The 19012-nt window shown below is 67.5% G+C and carries 20 protein-coding genes; 15 read left to right on the top strand and 5 right to left on the bottom strand.

Going from position 1 to position 19012, the window contains the following annotated elements:
- The first annotated feature begins 99 nt into the window (after positions 1 to 99).
- The 10 genes from ACM6JT_RS35105 (at position 100) to denD (ending at position 10997) form a co-directional block, all read left to right on the top strand.
- The gene (locus tag ACM6JT_RS35105; RefSeq protein WP_414858194.1) at positions 100 to 1518 is read left to right on the top strand and encodes an MFS transporter; all 1419 of its coding nucleotides are present in this window, start codon (positions 100 to 102) and stop codon (positions 1516 to 1518) included.
- Between the two features lie 61 nt (positions 1519 to 1579).
- Positions 1580 to 2665, top strand: a complete 1086-nt coding sequence (locus ACM6JT_RS35100) for a porin (RefSeq protein ID WP_414858193.1) — start codon at positions 1580 to 1582, stop codon at positions 2663 to 2665.
- Positions 2666 to 2677: 12 nt separating this feature from the next.
- Positions 2678 to 3892 (top strand): M20 aminoacylase family protein, encoded by a 1215-nt coding sequence (locus tag ACM6JT_RS35095; RefSeq protein WP_414858192.1) that lies wholly within the window; start codon positions 2678 to 2680, stop codon positions 3890 to 3892.
- A gap of 183 nt (positions 3893 to 4075) precedes the next feature.
- The gene (locus ACM6JT_RS35090) at positions 4076 to 4780 is read left to right on the top strand and encodes a FadR/GntR family transcriptional regulator (RefSeq protein ID WP_407971980.1); all 705 of its coding nucleotides are present in this window, start codon (positions 4076 to 4078) and stop codon (positions 4778 to 4780) included.
- A 70-nt stretch (positions 4781 to 4850) separates the two neighbouring features.
- Positions 4851 to 5741, top strand: a complete 891-nt coding sequence (ltnD, locus tag ACM6JT_RS35085; protein ID WP_414858191.1) for an L-threonate dehydrogenase — start codon at positions 4851 to 4853, stop codon at positions 5739 to 5741.
- 19 nt (positions 5742 to 5760) lie between these two features.
- A complete protein-coding gene (gene otnK, locus ACM6JT_RS35080; protein WP_414858190.1) occupies positions 5761 to 7059 on the top strand; it encodes a 3-oxo-tetronate kinase in 1299 nt (432 codons plus the stop codon).
- A complete protein-coding gene (locus ACM6JT_RS35075; RefSeq protein WP_407971979.1) occupies positions 7056 to 7697 on the top strand; it encodes an aldolase in 642 nt (213 codons plus the stop codon). The genes otnK and ACM6JT_RS35075 overlap by 4 nt, the downstream gene beginning before the upstream one ends.
- 121 nt (positions 7698 to 7818) lie before the next feature.
- Positions 7819 to 9144 carry an MFS transporter gene (locus ACM6JT_RS35070; RefSeq protein WP_034180821.1) on the top strand — a complete coding sequence of 442 codons (1326 nt, stop codon included), beginning with the start codon at positions 7819 to 7821 and terminating at the stop codon, positions 9142 to 9144.
- Positions 9145 to 9220: 76 nt separating this feature from the next.
- Positions 9221 to 9997, top strand: a complete 777-nt coding sequence (gene otnI, locus ACM6JT_RS35065; RefSeq protein ID WP_175750150.1) for a 2-oxo-tetronate isomerase — start codon at positions 9221 to 9223, stop codon at positions 9995 to 9997.
- Between the two features lie 28 nt (positions 9998 to 10025).
- Complete coding sequence (gene denD, locus ACM6JT_RS35060) at positions 10026 to 10997, top strand: D-erythronate dehydrogenase (RefSeq protein WP_131947430.1); 972 nt, start codon at positions 10026 to 10028, stop codon at positions 10995 to 10997.
- A gap of 68 nt (positions 10998 to 11065) precedes the next feature.
- Here denD and ACM6JT_RS35055 read toward each other — a convergent pair whose 3' ends face one another.
- The 3 genes from ACM6JT_RS35055 to ACM6JT_RS35045 are packed head-to-tail and all read right to left on the bottom strand — an operon-like array spanning position 11066 to position 13722.
- Positions 11066 to 12154 carry a lysylphosphatidylglycerol synthase domain-containing protein gene (locus ACM6JT_RS35055; protein ID WP_414858189.1) on the bottom strand — a complete coding sequence of 363 codons (1089 nt, stop codon included), beginning with the start codon at positions 12152 to 12154 and terminating at the stop codon, positions 11066 to 11068.
- The gene (hpnI, locus tag ACM6JT_RS35050) at positions 12151 to 13320 is read right to left on the bottom strand and encodes a bacteriohopanetetrol glucosamine biosynthesis glycosyltransferase HpnI (protein ID WP_407971976.1); all 1170 of its coding nucleotides are present in this window, start codon (positions 13318 to 13320) and stop codon (positions 12151 to 12153) included. Before hpnI ends, ACM6JT_RS35055 begins: the two co-directional genes overlap by 4 nt.
- Before the next feature lie 51 nt (positions 13321 to 13371).
- Positions 13372 to 13722, bottom strand: a complete 351-nt coding sequence (locus ACM6JT_RS35045) for a hypothetical protein (RefSeq protein WP_105390284.1) — start codon at positions 13720 to 13722, stop codon at positions 13372 to 13374.
- A 279-nt stretch (positions 13723 to 14001) separates the two neighbouring features.
- Between ACM6JT_RS35045 and ACM6JT_RS35040 the strand changes: the two genes are divergently transcribed.
- From ACM6JT_RS35040 to ACM6JT_RS35030, 3 genes are all read left to right on the top strand, one after another.
- Positions 14002 to 14661: a response regulator gene (locus ACM6JT_RS35040; protein WP_414858188.1), complete on the top strand. Its 660-nt coding sequence runs from the start codon at positions 14002 to 14004 to the stop codon at positions 14659 to 14661.
- Positions 14658 to 16121, top strand: a complete 1464-nt coding sequence (locus ACM6JT_RS35035; RefSeq protein WP_175750146.1) for an ATP-binding protein — start codon at positions 14658 to 14660, stop codon at positions 16119 to 16121. The genes ACM6JT_RS35040 and ACM6JT_RS35035 overlap by 4 nt, the downstream gene beginning before the upstream one ends.
- A 69-nt stretch (positions 16122 to 16190) precedes the next feature.
- Complete coding sequence (locus tag ACM6JT_RS35030) at positions 16191 to 16718, top strand: cytochrome b (RefSeq protein ID WP_105390282.1); 528 nt, start codon at positions 16191 to 16193, stop codon at positions 16716 to 16718.
- A gap of 272 nt (positions 16719 to 16990) precedes the next feature.
- Here the strand turns inward: ACM6JT_RS35030 and ACM6JT_RS35025 are convergent, their stop codons facing one another.
- Both ACM6JT_RS35025 and ACM6JT_RS35020 read right to left on the bottom strand, forming a co-directional pair.
- Positions 16991 to 17266, bottom strand: a complete 276-nt coding sequence (locus tag ACM6JT_RS35025; RefSeq protein WP_414858187.1) for a DUF4148 domain-containing protein — start codon at positions 17264 to 17266, stop codon at positions 16991 to 16993.
- 71 nt (positions 17267 to 17337) lie between these two features.
- A complete protein-coding gene (locus tag ACM6JT_RS35020; protein WP_034180828.1) occupies positions 17338 to 17682 on the bottom strand; it encodes a DUF4148 domain-containing protein in 345 nt (114 codons plus the stop codon).
- A gap of 241 nt (positions 17683 to 17923) precedes the next feature.
- On the opposite strand from ACM6JT_RS35020, the gene ACM6JT_RS35015 reads away from it, so the two are divergent.
- Together ACM6JT_RS35015 and ACM6JT_RS35010 are read left to right on the top strand one after the other, a co-directional pair.
- Positions 17924 to 18613: an aspartyl/asparaginyl beta-hydroxylase domain-containing protein gene (locus ACM6JT_RS35015; RefSeq protein WP_217590211.1), complete on the top strand. Its 690-nt coding sequence runs from the start codon at positions 17924 to 17926 to the stop codon at positions 18611 to 18613.
- 123 nt (positions 18614 to 18736) lie between these two features.
- The gene (locus ACM6JT_RS35010; RefSeq protein ID WP_105390279.1) at positions 18737 to 19006 is read left to right on the top strand and encodes a MoaD/ThiS family protein; all 270 of its coding nucleotides are present in this window, start codon (positions 18737 to 18739) and stop codon (positions 19004 to 19006) included.
- The last annotated feature ends 6 nt before the right edge of the window (positions 19007 to 19012 follow it).

Here is a 19012-nt window from a genome sequence, read left to right as displayed (position 1 = left end):
CCTTAACCAAAAGTATCCGGCCCTTAGAAAAATGTTAATTCCGGGATCTTTTTTGCCTTCCTAGACTGGCGCACCACATCGACCAAAGGAGCCCGCGCCATGAATACGGCGTCGACCTGTCACGACACCGCCGCGGCCATCGCCGACGAGCCGGCACCGCCCGCCCTGAATACAATTGCGGCTCGCATCGAACGGATGCCGCCGAACGGCATGCATGCCCGCGTGCGGGTGCTGATGGGTCTCGCCACGTTCTTCGACGGCTTCGACTCGATTGCGATCGCGAGCGCGCTGCCGCTGCTGATCGCACAGTGGTCGCTGCGCACGGAACAGGTCGGCCTGCTGCTGTCGGCCGGCGCCGTCGGCGCGCTGATCGGCGCGTTTCTGTTTCCGTCGCTCGCCGAACGGTACGGCCGCGTAAACGCAGTCGCCTGGAGTTCGGCGCTGATCGGCGCGACCACGCTCGCGTTCGTGTTCGCCCGTTCGTATGAAACGCTCGTGCTGCTGCGGGTACTGCAAGGCATCGGCCTCGGCGGCGAAGTGCCGATTGCCGCCGCCTATATCAACGAGGTCACGACAGCGCGGAACCGCGGTCGCTTCGTGCTGCTGTATGAACTGATCTTCCCGGTCGGGCTGCTCGCCGCAAGCGCGCTCGGATCCTGGCTCGTGCCGCGCTACGGATGGCAGGTCATGTACTGGCTCGGCACCGTTCCGCTCTTTCTCTGCGTGCTGCTGCGGCGCTACGTGCCCGAATCACCGCGCTGGCTCGCCAGCAAGGGGCGACTGAAAGACGCCGACCTCGCCGTCGCGCGCTTCGAGGCGCGTGCGCGCACCGCACTCGCGCCGGTTCGCGGCATCGCGGCCGCGAGCGACGGCGTTCCGCCTGCGCCGGTCGCACCGTCGCGATCGAAGCTGTCGATCGTGGTGAGCCGCGCGTACCGGCGGCGGTCGGTGTCGGTCTGGTTCCTGTGGATCACCTGCGGGTTCCTGCAATATGGCCTCTCCACGTGGCTGCCGACGATCTACCGGCAGGTGTATCACGTGCCGTTCCAGCAGTCGTTGAACCTTGCGCTTGGCGCATCCGTGCTCGGCATCGTCGGCTCGCTCGTTTGCGCGCTGATCGTCGACCGCGTCGGACGCAAGCCAGTGATCGCCGTGTCGCTGACGCTGTGCGCGCTCTGCCTCGCATTGGCGGGCATCTTCCACGCCAGTTCGGTGTATGTCGTCGCCGGCCTTTGCGCGCTGGCATTCGGCCTGATGGCAAGCGGCTTCATCACGGCCTACGTCTACACGCCCGAGCTGTATCCGACGAGCGTGCGCGCGGCGGGCTGCGGGCTCGCGAGCGCATGGCTGAAGATCGCGTCGATCGTTTCACCGGTCGTGCTCGCGACGCTCGTCCAGCAGGGCCGCCTGCAGGCCGCGTTCTTCCTGTTCGCCGCCGTGCCGCTGATCGCCGCCATCGCGATCGCGAGGTTCGGCATCGAAACCCGCAACAAGACGCTCGAAGCGCTCGAAGCCTGATCTGCGCACCCCGGCCACGGCCGGGGTGACGCCGGCCCATTTTCCACCGGAGCAGGAGACCATGAAGAAGCGCAGGCTTTCGGCCATTTCATTCGCATTACTAATTTCAAGCACGGCGTCGCACGGACAGAGCAGCGTAACGCTCTACGGCATCGTCGACACCGGCATTGCCTATGTCAGCAACGAAGGCGGAAAGCGCGCGATCGCAATGGTCGGCGGCGGCGGCGACCGTCCGAACCGGATCGGATTCCGCGGCACCGAAGCGCTCGGCGGGGGCCTGAGCGCGAACTTCGTGCTCGAGAACGGCTACAACCTCGCGACGGGCGGGCTCGGGCAAGGCGGCCTGCTGTTCGGCCGGCAAGCGTATGTCGGCCTGAGCAGCGAGCGTCTCGGCGAACTGCGCGTCGGACGCCAGTACGACTTCATGATCGATCTCGTGCCCTACACGGCGGCGGCAAGCGGGAACGGCGGCTTCTATTCGTTCCATCTCGGCGATCTCGATCGCCTCGGCGGCGAGCGGCTGAACAACAGCATCCAGTACCGCACGCCGACGATCGCGGGCTTCCGCGCCGGCGCGATGTTCTCGTTCGGCGGCATAGCGGGCGATTTCAACCGCAACAGCGCGAAAAGTATCGGCATCACCTACAAGAACGGCAACTTCCAGGCCGGCGGCGCGTTGACGTCCGTCGAGAATTTTCAGGCGGGCCTCGGGATCGGCACCACGGTGCTCGGCACCAACCTGACCGGCACGCCCGTCAACGCGGTGTTCGACCGCATCGACGTGTACGGCGCGGGCGCCGCGTACCAGGCCGACAAGTGGACCGTCGCCGCGCTGTTCACGCTGTCGAATCTGCACAAGGACGGCCGCTCGGCCGCGCTGCGCGCGTTCGACGCCGGTGCCACGTACTGGATCTCGCCGGGGGCGTCGGCCGGCGCGGCGGTCACGTACTACACGCTGGACGCGCATCGCTGGATCGTGCCGTCCGCATCGCTCGACTACTACTACTCGAAGCGCACGAATGTCTACCTGCAGGTCGTGAGCATGCACGTCGACGATTCCGGCGCCGTCGCGCAGTTGTTCGTGCTGCCTGCCTCGTCCAGCCGGAACCAGACCGCCGTCACGATCGGCATGCGCCATAACTTTTGAACCGAGGTCCACATGCATCCACTGCTGAATGCACTCCACGAGCAACTGCCCCCGCTGTCCCGCCTGCGCCGGGACATCCACGCGCATCCCGAACTCGGCTACGAGGAACTCCGGACCGCGGCCATCGTCGCCCGCGAACTGCAGGCGGCCGGCATCGACGTCGCGACCGGCATCGCCGGCACCGGCGTCGTCGGCACGCTGCGGGCCGGCGCGAGTACCCGCGCGATCGGGATCACGGCCGACATGGACGCGCTGCCGATGCAGGAACGGAACACGTTCCCGCACGCGTCGCGCCACGCCGGGAAAATGCACGGATGCGGACACGACGGCCACACCGCGATGCTGCTCGGCGCCGCACGGCAACTCGCGCGGACCCGCCGTTTCGACGGCACCGTGCATTTCATCTTCCGCCCGGCGGAAGAAGGCGGCGCGGGCGCGCTCCGGATGCTCGACGAAGGCCTGTTCGAGCGCTTTCCGTGCGACGCGGTGTTCGGCATGCACAACGTCGCCACGCTGCCGGAAGGCGCACTCGGCACGCGTGTCGGCGCGATCACCGCCGGCACGACGACGATCGACATCGAAGTGACTGGCCGCGGCGGCCATGCGGCCCGACCGCATCTCGCGATCGACCCGATCGCCGTCGCCGCGCAAATCGTATCGGCCGCCGCCGCACTGCCGACGCGGCTCGGCCATCCGGGCGACCCGATCGTGCTGTCGATCACGCAGATCGAGGGCGGTGTGTCGCCAACCATCATTCCGGAAACCGTCAGGATGCGCGGCACGCTGCGCACCTTCTCGGTCGAAGCGGCCCAGACGGTCAAGCAGCGCCTGGCCGCATGTGTCGAAGGCATTTGCGCGTCCAGCGGCGCGCGCGGCACGACCCGCTTCGACGACGGCTATCCGCCGTCGATTTGCAGCGCCGCGGAAACGGCCGTCGCAGTCGACGTGGCGCGGACGCTGCTCGGCCCCGACGCGGTGTTCCCCGACATCGAGCCGACCATGGCCGGCGACGATTTCGCCTATCTGCTGCAAGCACGGCCGGGGGCATTCCTGTTCATCGGCAACGGCGACGGCGCCCATCGCGGCGACACCGAAGGCATGGGGCCGTGCATCGTGCACAACCCGTGGTTCGACTTCAACGACGCGTTGCTGCCGGTCGGCGCGGCGTACTGGACGGCGCTGGTCGAGCGCCTTTTGTCGTTGCACGACGCAGGTCGATCGACATAAGCGGCACGGCCGGTGTGCGTCCCTGCCGCACACCGACCGCACGTTCACGTCAAATCAACGCCAACTGGAACTGGTTCCAATCAGACTGACCGACGTTGCACACCGTAGATCGAGGGTTATTCCGGATGCTTCGCTTCGCTCAAATTTGTATGATGACCACATCACCTTACAAACCAGAGCCCCATGTTCGAGAAAATTCCCGCCCGCGCGATGAGCGATCACGTCGCGCAGCAACTGCTCAAGCAGATCGAAGTCGGCAGTTTCTCGGCCACCGGCAAGCTGCCGACCGAAGCCGTGCTCGCGCAGGAATTCGGCGTGAGCCGCACCGTGATCCGCGAGGCGATCTCGCGGCTGAAGAACGAAGGCGTGGTCGAGCCGCGCCAGGGCAGCGGCGTGTACGTGAACCAGCACGGCGCGATCCGGCCGCTGCGGATCGACTACGCGGAAGCCGTCGAGGCGAGCTCGATGCCGCACCTGCTCGCGGTGCGCCGCGCGATCGAGGCTGAAGTCGCGGCCGAAGCCGCGCTGCATCACAGCGACGACGACATGGCCGACATCGACGACGCGCTGCGCAAGATCGACGCTGCGGTCGCAGAAGGGCGCGACGGCGTCGCGGAAGACGTCGCGTTCCACCGCACGATCGCCGCCGTCACCGGCAACCCGTATTTCCTGAAGACGCTGCAGTTCCTGAACCAGTACCTCGAAGCCGGCGTGAAAGTCACGCGCAGCAACGAAGCGACGCGCGAGGATTTCTCGCGCCAGGTGCGCGAGGAACACGCGGCGATCGCCGACGCGATCCGCGCGCGCGACCCGATGGCGGCGCGCAACGCGGCGCGCACGCACATGTACAACGCCGCCCGCCGTCTCGCGGAAGCCGGCATCTGCTGAAGCCGGCGGCGCCTGCCGAGCCAGGTGCCGCCGTTGTCCCGAACCTCTCCCGAATCGATCAAGGTTGACCATGTCACGAAATGTTGGAGTCATCGGCCTCGGCGCGATGGGCCTCGGCGTCGCCCGCTCGCTGCTGCGCGCAGGTTTGCGCGTGCACGCATGCGACGTGCGCGACGCCGTGCTGCAGGCATTCGCCGCCGAAGGCGGCATTGCCAGCGCGACGCCGGCCGAACTCGGCGCACAGTGCGACGTCGTCGTCACGCTCGTCGTCAATGCCGCGCAGACGGAAACGGTGCTGTTCGGCGAGCACGGCGCGGTCGCGGCGATGAAGCCGGGCGGCGTCGTGATCGCGAGCGCGACCGTCGCGCCCGAATTCGCGGTCGCGCTCGGCGCACGCATCGAGGCCGCCGGCCTGCAGATGCTCGATGCGCCCGTATCGGGCGGCGCCGCACGCGCGGCATCGGGCGAAATGACGATGATGACGTCGGGCCCGGCCGCCGCGTACGCGGGCTGCGAGGACGTGCTCGCCGCGATCGCCGGCAAGGTCTATCGCCTCGGCAACGCGCACGGCATCGGCTCGAAGGTGAAGATCATCAACCAGTTGCTGGCCGGCGTGCACATCGCGGCGGCCGCCGAGGCGATGGCGCTGGGCCTGCGCGAAGGCGTCGATGCCGACGCGCTGTACGACGTGATCACGCACAGCGCCGGCAATTCGTGGATGTTCGAGAACCGCGTGCCGCACATCCTGAACGGCGACTACACGCCGCTGTCGGCCGTCGACATCTTCGTGAAGGATCTCGGCCTCGTGCTCGATACCGCGCGCCGCAGCAAGTTCCCGCTGCCGCTGTCGGCCACCGCGCACCAGATGTTCATGAGCGCGTCGAGCGCCGGCCACGGCGGCGAGGACGATTCCGCCGTGATCAAGACTTTCCCCGGCATCACGCTGCCGCCCGCCCGCTGATTCGAACGACGTTCCCGCCATGACCGCTTCCGCTTCCCGTCCCCTGCTCGGCTGCATCGCCGACGATTTCACCGGCGCGACCGATCTCGCGAACATGCTCGTCAAGAGCGGCATGCGCACCGTGCAGACGATCGGCGTGCCTGCCGGCGATGCCGCAGTCGACACTGCAGTCGACGCCGACGCGATCGTCGTCGCGCTGAAGTCGCGCACGATCCCCGCGGCCGATGCCGTCGCGCAATCGCTCGCCGCGTACGAATGGCTGCGCGCGCAAGGCTGCCGGCAGTTTTTCTTCAAGTACTGCTCGACCTTCGATTCGACCGATGCGGGCAACATCGGGCCGGTGGCCGACGCGCTGCTCGATGCGGCCGGCGGCGGCTTCACGATCGCGTGCCCGGCGTTCCCGGAGAACGGCCGCACGATCTATCGCGGCCACCTGTTCGTCGGCGACGTGCTGCTGAACGAATCGGGCATGGAGAACCATCCGCTCACGCCGATGAAGGACGCGAACCTGGTGCGCGTGCTGCAACGGCAAACGAAGTCGCCGGTCGGCCTGATCCGCTACGACACGATCGCGCTGGGCGCGGCTGCCGTGCGCGCGCGGATCGACCAGCTGCGCGCGGAAGGCGCGCGCTTCGCGATCGCCGACGCGCTGTCCGACCGCGATCTCTACGTGCTCGGCGAAGCCTGCGCGGGCCTGCCGCTCGTCACCGGCGGCTCGGGCATCGCGCTCGGCCTGCCCGCGAATTTCCGCCGCGCGGAGCAACTGCCCGAACGCGACAACGCGGCATCGCTGCCGCGCATCGACGGGCTGTCGGCCGTGCTCGCCGGCAGCGCGTCGAAAGCAACCAACGCACAGGTCGCCGCATGGCGCGCGACGCGGCCGAGCTTCCGCATCGATCCGCTCGCGGCGTCGCGCGGCGAGCCCGTCGTCGACGAAGCGCTCGCCTTCGCACGCTCGCACCTGCCGCAGCCGGTGCTGATCTACGCAACTGCCACGCCCGACGAAGTGAAGGCCGTGCAGCAGACGCTCGGCGTCGAAGCGGCCGGACATCTCGTCGAAAGCACGCTCGCGGCGATCGCGCAGGGCCTGCGCGAACTCGGCGTGCGCAAGTTCGTCGTCGCCGGCGGCGAGACGTCCGGCGCGGTCGTGCAGGCGCTCGACGTGAAATCGCTGCAGATCGGCGCGCAGATCGATCCGGGTGTGCCGGCCACGGCCACCATCGACGCGCAGCCGCTCGGCCTCGCGCTGAAATCCGGCAACTTCGGCACGACGGACTTTTTCGACAAGGCGCTGCGCGCGCTGGACGGAGCCGCATGATGAGCGACGAAGCAAAACTGCGCGAAGAGATCTGCGTCGTCGGCGCGAGCCTGTATGCACGCGGCCACGCGGTCGGCAGCGCCGGCAACATCAGCGCGCGCCTGCCCGACGGCTGGCTGATCACGCCGACCGACGCGTGCCTCGGCCGGCTCGACCCGAACGACATCGCGAAGGTCGGCGCCGACGGCCAGCCCGTATCGGGCGGCAAGCCGTCGAAGACGCTCGCGCTGCATCGCGGCATCTACGCGCGCAATGCCGAAGCGAACGGCGTCGTCCACACGCATTCGACGCACCTCGTCGCGTTGACGCTCGCGGGCGTGTGGCGCGACACCGACGTGCTGCCGCCGATCACGCCGTACTACGTGATGAAGGTCGGCCACATTCCGCTGATCCGTTACCGCCGCCCCGGCGACCCGGCCGTCGCGGCCGAAGTCACGGCGCTCGCCGACCAGGTGCGCGGCGTATTGCTCGACCGCCTCGGCCCCGTGATGTGGGGGCCGTCGGTGTCGCACGCGTCGTATGCGCTCGAGGAGCTCGAGGAAACCGCACGGCTGTGGCTGATGACGAACCCGAAGCCCGAGCCGCTTTCCGACGCGGCGCTCGACGAACTGCGCCAGACCTTCGGCGCGCGCTGGTAACGCGGCGCGCACCCCGTACCGATTCCCATGCCCGCCGTGTGCGCGGGCCCTTCCGTCAGCACACACATACGATCCGGCAGCCTACGCGCCGCCGGCACACGACATCCCTGGAGACACGACGATGACTGCTCTTGACGCGGCCGCAGGCCGCTCGCCCGCCGCGCCCGCCCATGCCGCGGAACTCGACCGCACCTACAAGAAAGTGTTCTGGCGCATCGTGCCGTTCCTGATGCTCTGCTACGTGGTCGCGTATCTCGACCGCGTGAACGTCGGCTTCGCGAAGCTGCAGATGTCGCAGGATCTCGCGTTCAGCGAAACCGTGTTCGGGCTCGGCGCGGGCATCTTCTTCCTCGGCTACTTTCTGTTCGAACTGCCAAGCAACCTGCTGATGCACCGCCTCGGCGCGCGCATCTGGATCGCGCGGATCATGATCACGTGGGGCCTGCTGTCCGCGCTGTTCGCGTTCGTGAAGACGCCGACGCAGTTCTACGTGCTGCGCTTCCTGCTCGGCCTCGCGGAAGCCGGCTTCTATCCCGGCGTGATCCTGTACCTCACGTACTGGTTCCCGTCGCACCGCCGCGCGAAGATCATCGCGGTGTTCATGTCCGCGATTCCCGTATCGGGCATCTTCGGCAATCCGCTGTCGGGCTGGATCATGGAGCGCTTCCACGGCGGCTCGGGCTTCCACGGCTGGCAATGGATGTTCATGATCGAAGCCGTGCCGGCCGTGCTCATCGGCATCGCGACGATCCTGTATCTCGACAACAGCATCCGCGGCGCGAAGTGGCTCGACGAGCGCGAGAAGCAGCTGCTCGAGGACGAGATCGCCGCGCAGCCGCAGGAACAGCAGCAGCACGGCCATTCGCTGAAGGCCGTGTTCTCGGACCCCCGCATGTGGTGGATGTCGCTGATCTATTTCGCGTTCGTCACGGGCCAGTACGGCCTCACGTTCTGGATGCCGACGCTCGTGAAATCGACCGGCATCACCGATACGCTGCAGATCGGCCTGCTGTCCGCGATCCCGTTCGTCGTCGCGATCGTCGTGATGAACCTGTTCGGCCACAGCGCGGACAAGCGCCGCGAACGCCGCTGGCACCTGATCGTGCCCGCGCTGATGGGCGCGGTCGGGTTTGCGGTCGCGGCGTCGTACTCGCACAATACGGTGGTATCGATCGTGTTCCTGTCGCTCGCGGCGGGCGGCGTGCTGACCTGCGCTCCGCTGTTCTGGTCGCTGCCGACCGCGTTCCTCGCGGGCTCCGCGGCCGCGGCCGGGATCGCGATCATCAACTCGATCGGCAACCTCGCCGGTTTCGCGAGCCCCTACGTGATCGGCTACCTGAAGGACGCCACGCACAGCACGTCGTCCGGCATGTACGTGCTGGCGGCAATGCTCGTGATCGGCGCGATCGCCGTGTGGCTCACGCCCGCGAAACTCGTGAACCGCTGAGTTGCCGAACCGCTGAGCCACCATTCGACGCGGGGCGCGGTACGCCCCGCCCCATTCATTCACCGGACCCGCTGCCATGCCACGCTTCGCCGCCAACCTCTCGATGATGTACAACGAGCACGCGTTCCTCGAACGCTTCGCCGCTGCCGCCTACGACGGCTTCAAGGCCGTCGAGTACCTGTTCCCGTACGACTTCGCGGCCGAGGACATCCGCGCGCGCCTCGACTCGCACAACCTCGAACAGGCGCTGTTCAACGCGCCGCCGGGCGACTGGGCCGCGGGCGAACGCGGCATCGCGTCGCTGCCGGGCCGCGAGGACGAGTTCCGACGCGGCATCGACCAGGCGCTCGACTATGCGCGCGTGCTCGGCAACAAGAAGCTGCACGTGATGGCCGGCATGGTCGCGCCGGGCGCCGACCGCGCGCGCCATCGCGACACCTACCTGTCGAACCTGCGGCATGCGGCACAGGCCGCCAACGCGCGCGGTGTCACGATCCTGATCGAGCCGATCAACCAGCGCGACATGCCCGGCTATTTCCTGAGCCGCCAGGACGACGCGCAGGCGATCTGCGCGGAAGTCGGCGCGCCGAACCTGAAGGTGCAGTTCGACTGCTACCACTGCCAGATCGTCGAAGGCGATCTCGCGATGAAACTCAAGCGCGACTTCGCGGGCATCGGCCACATCCAGATCGCGGGCGTGCCCGAGCGCCACGAGCCGGATCTCGGCGAACTCAACTACCCGTATCTGTTCGAGCTGATCGACGCGCTCGGCTACGACGGCTGGATCGGCTGCGAATACCGCCCGAAGGCCGGCACGTCGGCCGGCCTCGGCTGGCTCAAGCCGTACCTGTGATTCCCGTATTCCCCAGAGGATAAAGAACATGAAAGTACTGATCACCGGCGGCGCCGGCTTTCTCGGCCAGCGTCTCGCGCGCAAGCTGCTCGAGCGCGGCGAACTGACCGGCCCCGACGGGCGGACCAGCAAGATCGACGAGCTGGTGCTGCTCGACGTCGTCAAGGGCAGCGATTTCGGCGATGCGCGCGTGACCTCGATCGTCGGCGACATCGCCGATCGCGCGGTGCTCGAAAGCGCGATCGACACGCAGACCGGCGCGATCTTCCACCTCGCGGCGATCGTCAGCGGGCAGGCCGAAGCCGATTTCGATCTCGGCATGCGGATCAACCTCGACGCATCGCGCACGCTGCTCGAAGTGTGCCGCGCCCGCGGCCACCAGCCGCGCGTCGTGTTCACGAGCTCCGTCGCGGTGTACGGCGGCGCACTGCCCGACGTCGTGCAGGACGACACCGCGCTGAACCCGCAATCGTCATATGGCGCCGAGAAGGCGATCGCCGAACTGCTGCTGTGCGACTACGCGCGGCGCGGCTTCGTCGACGGCCGCGTGCTGCGGCTGCCGACCATCAGCGTGCGGCCCGGCCGCCCGAACGCGGCTGCTTCGTCGTTCGCGAGCGGCATCATCCGCGAGCCGCTGAACGGCGAGGAAAGCGTGTGCCCGGTACCGGGTTCGACGCGGCTGTGGCTGCTGTCGCCGCGCGGCGCGATCGAAGCGCTCGTCGCGGGCTGCGAGATCGACAGCGCGAAGCTCGGCAACAAGCGCGTGATCAACCTGCCCGGCCTGTCGGTGTCGGTCGACGAGATGATCGAAGCGCTGCGCGAAGTCGCGGGCGACGACGTCGTGAAGCTGATTCGCCATGCGCCCGACGAGCGCGTCGAAAAGATCGTCGGCAGCTGGCCGGGCCGCTGGGACACGACGCGCGCGGAAGCGCTCGGGCTGAAGGGCGACACGTCGTTCGCGGACGTGATCCGCAGCCATATCGCCGACGAACGGCGCTGATTCACGCGCCGCGCTGCGTCGGCCGATACGTGCCCGCCCGGGCACGCACGCAGCGTCGTCGGGCCGCGTCAGCGCGGCCTGGCGGATTCCCCGATGCTCGGCGACGCGCGCTTCGTGCCGCCCTGCCGGTTCGCCGAACCGGCCGCCCACTGCCACGCCAGCAAGCCCGGCAGATAGAACAGCAGATCGCGCACGCGGCGGGCGCCGGCCAGCGCGAGACAGGTCGGCGCGTCGAACCCGAGCAGCCCGCCGATCAGCACGAACCCGCCCTCCTGCACGCCCAAACCACCCGGCATCATGAACGCGATGCTGCTCACGAGCTGGATCAGCGCCTCGATCGCGAGCGCCTGCGCAAAGGTCGGATCGGCGCCGAGGAAGTAAAGCGCGAGCCAGATTTCCAGCGCATAACCCGCAAACTGCAGCGTCTGCCAGATCCCCAGATAGCGCACGACGATGCCGGTCTTTCTCCAGATCATCCGGATCGACTGATCGGTGCGTGCCGATTCGCCGACCAGCGCGACCACCTTGCCGCTCGTGATCCGGTTGACCGCGCGCATCGCGCGCTCGAACGGCCGCGCATGCTGCACCAGCGCGAACAGCAGCAGCACCGGCACCAGCGCCGCCATGCCGATGGCGAGGTGCGCGGCCACCTGCGCGGCGTCGGACGATACGTGTTCGAGCACGTAGCCGATCGCGATCAGCGCGAACACCAGCTGGCTGATCAGCGTGAGCTGCATGTCCGCGACGAGGCTGGCCACGATGGTCGCCGGCCGCACGCCCGCCTGCCGCAACAGCCCGAACGACACGATCTCGCCGCCGATCCGCGCGACCGGCAACAGCCCGTTGATCGATTCGCGGATCCACACGAGCTTCAGCATCGTCGCGAACGACGGCCGGCGCGGGCCGCGGATCAGCATCCGCCAGTCCCACGCATTCGCGAGCATCGGCAGAACGTGGGCCAACGCGGCGACGAGCAGCCCGGCGCCGGCGACCCGCAGCCGATGCAGGATCTCCAGCGGATGCTCGCGCCAGATCAGCCACACCGCGAGCGCCAGCCCGGCCAGCGCCGCCGCGCGTCCCGCATGTCGCAGCCGTGCGTCGTGACGCGCGGACACGCGTTCCGCGTCGGCGTTGGCGGTGTTCGTCTGCGTCGTCATGATTCACCTGCCGGCGACAGCAAGCCTTCCCGGTCGACGCGAAAGCGCGTGCCGCGCCAGACGACGTGCGACGAGAAGAAGCTCGCCACGAAGACCACGAACTGCAGCAGATCGACGAACGGCAGCCAGAGGGCGCCGCGCAGGCCGGCGCCGGTCGCACGGCTCGTTTTCAGCATCAGCAGCGCCCGCGCGGCGAGCGCCGCGACCGTCAGCCAGCAGGCGGCCGGCGTACCGCCGGAGAACAGCACGGCCAGCAGCGCGAGCGGCACCGGGTGCATCAGCACCGACCCGGCATGACCGAGCCGGTCCGCCGCGCGAATCGTGCAACTCCAGCGCAATTCGTGCGCATACAACTTGGCGAACGTCTCTTCGACACAGGCATGCCCGACGACGAACGGCGGGATGACGACCTGCGCGCCCACCTGCCGCACCGCTTCGCCGAGCGCGTGATCCTCGGCCAGGTGATGCGCGAAACGCGCGAGCCCGCCGATGCGTTCGAGCGTCGCGCGCGTGATCGCAATCGTCTGTCCAAAGCATGGCCGTGCACGCCCGATGAAAAGCCCGGTAATCACGCCGGGCAGGAAATGGTAATTCGTCATCGCGACGGCGACGCCAGGCCAGAAGCCCGGCGACGCGACACCGCGATACACGCTCGTCACGATACCGACTTCCGGCTGCTGTAGCGCGCCGACGACCGCACTCAAATAATCGCGCCCGACCAGCACGTCGCTGTCGGCAAGACAAAGCACCGAATGCTCCGCATGTTCGAGCATGTTGACGAGATTCGCGACCTTGCGGTTCGGCCCGTACAGCCGCGCATCGGCGACGACCTTGATGTTCGCGTCCGGATAGCGCGCGCGCAGCGTCTCGACGGCCGCAAGCGCCGCGTCGCCCGCATCGTGCACGCCGAACAGGTGCTGGACCGGCCCCGGATAGTCCTGCACGAAGTAGCTTTCGAGATGCTGTACGAGATCCCATTCGTCGCCGTGCAGCGGCTTCGCGACGGTGACGCCCGGATAATCGCGCGGCACCGCCGCCGCCCGGGAAAAGAACCTGCCGACCAGCACGCTGGCCGTGATCGTGTAGGCAATGCCCAGCAACACGCCCAGCCCGCAGACGATCGACAGTGCCCCGGCCAGCGCGTGCAGCACATGCAGCAAAACCATGCTTCTCCCCAGTGGTGACCCGTACGACCGCAACCGGCCGCGCACGCGGGATCACCCGTGCACGCTGCCGTATCGATTCCCGTTGAGCCGGATATGAAGGACGACCAACCGACGGTACGCGCAATCAGATGACACAACTACCGTACGGCGATCGATTCCGGTCACGCGCACGTATCCGCACGCGACTGCGGCCCTGAACGCCGCATCGGCAAGCTTGCGGGCCGAAAGGATCGCGGTCGCAACCGCGACGACGATCCACGCGCGAAATGTCATCGTCGTGAAAAACGCCTCGGGTACGCGCAATGCAAGCAGCGAAACCAGCACGAAGCACTGAACGAACATGCCGGCCAGCGCGGCGATCAGCAGGTGGGCGCGCCATCGCTCGATCGTCGAGGGTGCCATGAAGAATGAACCTCCCGTGCGGGCGACCCGGATCGATTTGAAATCAAACTGAAGGGTCGCGGATTCGTGGGCCGCTGCATTCGGTCCGTGCCGAACGCCGCAAACCCGGGTCGGGGTCAGGGGGGAGAAATGTCGAGGCCGATAGTAGCGGGAATGCCGGCCGCAAACCTTAAGCGTTCTTCAGAATCGGACGATGTTTGAGATCGCTCAATTACAATCGGTTGCCTTGCACGCACAGTCGGGCTCGTACAATCGCATACACCTGCACGCGAATCGACCATGCGACTCCTCCTTGTTGAAGACGACGACCTGATCGGCAGCGGCCTCGAGGTCAGCCTGAGCCAGGCCGGCTATCACGTCGACTGGCTGCGCGACGGCCACGCGGCCGCCGCGGCGCTCGCGACGACGCGCTTCGCGCTCGTCGTGCTCGATCTCGGCCTGCCCGGCAAATCGGGAACGGAACTGCTGCGTGCGTTGCGCGATGCGGGCGATACGGTCCCCGTGCTGGTTCTGACCGCGCGCGGCACCGTCGCCGACCGCGTGCGCGGCCTCGACGACGGCGCGGACGACTATCTCGCGAAACCGTTCGAACTGTCCGAGGTGCTCGCCCGCTGTCGCGCACTCGTGCGCCGCTCGCAGGGCCGCGCCGGCGACGAGATCGTATGGCGCGACATCACGATCGACCTGACCGCTCACACGGTGACACGCGATGCATCGCGCATCGCGCTCACCGCACGCGAATGGGCGATCCTGGTTCAGCTCGTCAGCCACCCGGGCAGCCCCCAGTCGCGCGCGCGTCTCGAGGACGGCCTGTACGGCTGGCAGGAAGGCATCGAAAGCAATGCGATCGAGGTCCATATCTCGAACCTGCGCAAGAAGCTCGGCGCGGAATTGATCCGCACCGTCCGGGGTATCGGCTACGTCGTCGACCCGCCATGATCTCGCGGTCGATACGACGCCGCGTGTCGGCGATGGCGCTCGGCTGCGTCATCGTCGTCTGGATCGTCGCCGTGTTCGGCAGCTTCCGGCACGCCACGCGCGAGATCGGCGAATGGGAAGACGCGCGCCTCGTCGAGTATGCGTCGCTGCTCGTCGGTCTGTCGCCGGCCGACCTCGCCCGCCTCGCCCGCTTTCCGCCCGACGCGCGTGTCGAACTGGCGCTCGGCGAATCAAGATCGGGCTCCGACAACGACGGCGATCGCCTGCCGCGCGACATGCTGTTCGAGGTGCGCGACGCGCAGAACCACGTCGTCGCATCGAACCTGCCGGCCGACGCCGCCGGCCTGCCCGATGCACGCGAGCCGCGCGGCGCCCCTCGGACGATCGTCATCGGCGACACGCAATGGCGCACGCATACGCTGCGCGACAACCCGTCGGGGCGATGGATACGCGTGATGGAAACGCTCAACACGCGCAGCGACCTGGCGACCGGCATCGCACGCGGCATCGTGTTGCCGCTGATCGTCGCGCTCCCGGTGCTGGCGCTCCTCCTCTGGTACCTGATCGGACGCAGTCTCGCGCCGTTGAAGACGCTGTCGACGCTAATCGGCGCACGCGATGCGCGATCGCTCGAACCGCTCGGCATCGCCACCGTGCCGGAGGAAGTGCGCACGCTGGTCGACGCCATCGACCGCCTGCTGGCGAGGCTGCGGCAATCGATCGTGCGCGAGCGCGCGTTCACGTCCGACGCGGCGCACGAACTCAAGACGCCGCTGGCCGCGATCAAGGTTCAGGCCCAGGTCGCGATCGCGACCGACGATCCTGCGCGCAAGCAGCTGGCGATGCAGCGCGTCGTGCAAGGCGTCGACCGCAGCGCGCGTCTCGCCGAACAGTTGCTGCTGCTCGCGCGGCTCGACGAATACGAACGCATTCCGACGCGCGCCGTCGTCGTCCGCGAACTCGTCGACGCCGCCGTCGATCGCCATCTCGCGAAGGCGTCGGACAAGGCCATCGACATCGTGACCGGGGATGTATCCGAACGCGCGATCGATGCCGATCCGATCCTGATCGGCATCCTGCTCGACAATCTCGTCGACAACGCGATCAAGTACGGCCGCCGCGGTGGCCGCATCGAGCTCGGCGTGCACGACGATGGCGCGCTGCAACGCATCGTCGTGCGCGACGACGGGCCAGGCGTCGCTCCCGGCGAGCACGAACGGCTCGGCGATCGCTTCTATCGCGGCAGCGGTACGCAATCGCCCGGCAGCGGGCTCGGGCTGTCGATCGTCACGCGCATCGCGCAATACTTCGGCGGCACGGTGCAGTTCGAGCCCGGCATCGGCGGCCAAGGCCTTGGCGTCGTGGTCGCGCTGCCGTCGGCGAACGCGGCCGGATCGATGCCGCACAGTGCGCCGGCCGGCGAACACGACGATCGATCGCGCGCGATGCCGGGTGCTTAACGTTTCGTTAAGGATTCGCCCGTAGAATTCGCCGATATAAACGATTCCCGCCATTCGTCAGGAGTTTTCATGCCCACGCCCGCCCGATATGACGCAGTTGCACGCTTTCTTCACTGGCTGATCGTGACGCTGGTCGTCGCGCAATATGCGATCGGCTGGACGATGCCCGAAGTGCATCGCGATACGCAACCGATCGGCCTGATCGCCGCGCACCTGATCGTGGGTACCGCGTTGCTCGCGGCAATGGCTTGCCGCGTGCTGTGGCGCGCGACGCATCGTCCGCCCGCGAGCGACCTGCCGCCCGCGATGCGCGCGCTGTCCGGCGTGACGCATTTCGCGCTCTACGCGCTGCTGATCGCGGTGCCGCTGCTCGGCTGGATCAACGCGTCGTCGCGCGCCTGGGCCGTGACGCTGGTCGGTGTCGTCCCGTTGCCGGCGCTGTCGGCGGTCGGCTCCGGATTCGGTCATGCGATGGGCGACGTGCACGGCATCCTTGCATGGGTACTGTTTGCCGGCATTTGCCTGCACGTGGCAGCCGCACTGGCGCACCGCTTCGTGCTGCGCGATCAGGTCGTGCAACGCATGATGCCGTGGTGATCGTCGCGCCCCTGTTTCAGCACACCATCCCATTGCCGGCATGAACCGGATTGTTCCGGTTCGCGACATCGCCTGCCCTCCTGTTCATCGCGCGATCAACCTGCCGACCCATCGGGACCGGTTGAAGAGATGATCGCGACGCCGCGCGAAGCGGCGTGCGATGAGCGGCATGGCGGCAGGCGCCCTTCGGCCACGTCGCGCGGCGCGCAGCGCACGCGGATTACCGTACCGCGAACACGACGGCCAGAAGCCACACGCGTACATATCGACACCTAGTTGCTGATCTGAGCCGGCATACCGGGGGCCGGCGCATGCATGGCGGCAGCCGCCTGCCGCGCCCGATCCTGCTCGGCGAGCTTCGCTTCCGCGGCCTGGATGTCCGCCGGATACTCGCCGTCGTCTCCCTTCGCCGGGTCATATCCGGCCGCTTCCAGACGCATCAGCTCGTCACGAACCTGCGCGCGCGTCAGCGGCGCGGCTGATTGCGCGAATGCCGACTGACCGACGATCGCCCCGATCATCATCAGTACTACGATATATGCTTTCATCATCAACTCCTTCAATGTTCCGTATCGATCAACCGTTGTGAATGCCGAACCTGCGGATGCAGGCCGGTTTGTCAGCTTCCGAAATAGATCGTGCAGAAGCTCGCAGGGCCGACGCACGCGGCCGGACGCTGGCGCGGCGACATCGCCGCCGGTTTTCCTGCTTCGGATGAAACGGCCGGATCGCTGCCGACCGCCGTGCTGGACTGACGCTGCGGCATCTGTTCGACCTGCCGCTGGAAGAGCGGGCTCACGTCCGGATACGACGTATCGGTCACGAAGCGCAGCCCGTTGTTTTCGGCGTCGATCAGTTCCTGCCTGACCTGCGCGCGCGTGAGCGCCTGTGCCGACGCTTGCGTCGCGACACCCGCGACAGACATCGCCACCACCGTGGCGGCCACCAGCCAATGCGTGTTCATGGTTTACTCCTTCAGAAGTCAACGAGACGATGTGCTACACCCGTATGACGACGGAAGGCGTTCGTTTATTCCCGCGCTTCGCAGTTCGAACCATGCGGCCTCCCGGCTTCCCGGGCCGCTCGGGCCGGACATTCATCGAACTGTCATTCTTTCGTCAGCCGGCGTAACCTGACGTAACGCAGCGCCCGCCGCGCTTCGGGCAGACTGACGCCACCTCATACGGATCGCCCATCGATCGACCATGTCCGCCGCTTACGACTATGCAGCCGGCCTGCTCCGCACGCTGTACGACCGCCATATCGACGGCGGCGCGGTGCTCGATATGGCCGCGTTCCCGGACGCCGAGCGTTTCATGCGTGAGTGGCCGGCCATCCGCGCGGAAGCGCTTGCGGTGGCGCGCGACATGCCGCGTATCCCGCGCTTCCACGAAATCATGCGCGAGCAGTACGACATCTCGGCCAACGATGCGCGCGACTGGCGGATGTTCATCATGCAGGCGTACGGCCAGCCGTTCTCGCGCAACCTGTCACGCTGCCCGACCGTGGCGTCGATCGTCGCGGCGTCGCCGGACGTGCTGTCCGCATCGCTGTCGTTCCTCGCGCCGGGCAAGCACATTCCGCCGCACCGCGGGCCGTTTCGCGGCATCCTGCGCGGCTACCTCGTGCTGTCGATGCCGAAGCGCGCGGACGGCACGCCGGCCGCCGTGCTGAAAGTGGATGGCCGCGAATACCGGCTCGACGAAGGCCGCTTCCTGCTGTGGGACGACACGTTCATGCACGAGGCATGGAACGACAGCGATGAAGTGCGGATCGTGCTGCTGCTCGATATCCGCCGGCGCGGGATGCCGCGTTTGCTCACGTGGCTGTCGAATGCGGTGATCGGCGTCGTGCGGCTCGGGATTCGCGTGCGGGGGCGGTCGATTCCGGTTTAGCGGCACACGGCCGGCGCACGCCGGACCAGCAGCACCCATGCGACGCCATCCTGACTTTCAGCTTCCATCGGATCGCCTAAACTACAAACCGTCCCTTTCGCGCGGCTCCTGCCAGCCACTGCCATGGCGCATATCTTCTTCGCCGCTTCGATCCAGCGGCACGTCGAAACACCCGAGCGCGAGATCGATGCACACACGCTCGGCGAAGCATTCGACACCGTTTTCAGCGAGCAGCCGCGACTGCGCGGCTACATCGTCGACGACCAGGGTGCACTGCGCAAGCATCTCTCCGTATTCATCGACGGCCAGCCGGTGCGCGACCGGCAACGCCTGTCCGATGCGCTCGGCGACGCCAGTCGGGTTTATGTCGTGCAGGCGCTGACGGGCGGATAAAGGGAC

This window comes from Burkholderia sp. IT-111MI5, from assembly GCF_949752865.1.
In the GTDB taxonomy this organism is placed as follows: Bacteria; Pseudomonadota; Gammaproteobacteria; order Burkholderiales; family Burkholderiaceae; genus Burkholderia; species Burkholderia pyrrocinia_C.
The sequence above is the reverse complement of the archived record's forward strand: the minus strand, read 5'-3'. Positions and strand labels throughout refer to the sequence as shown.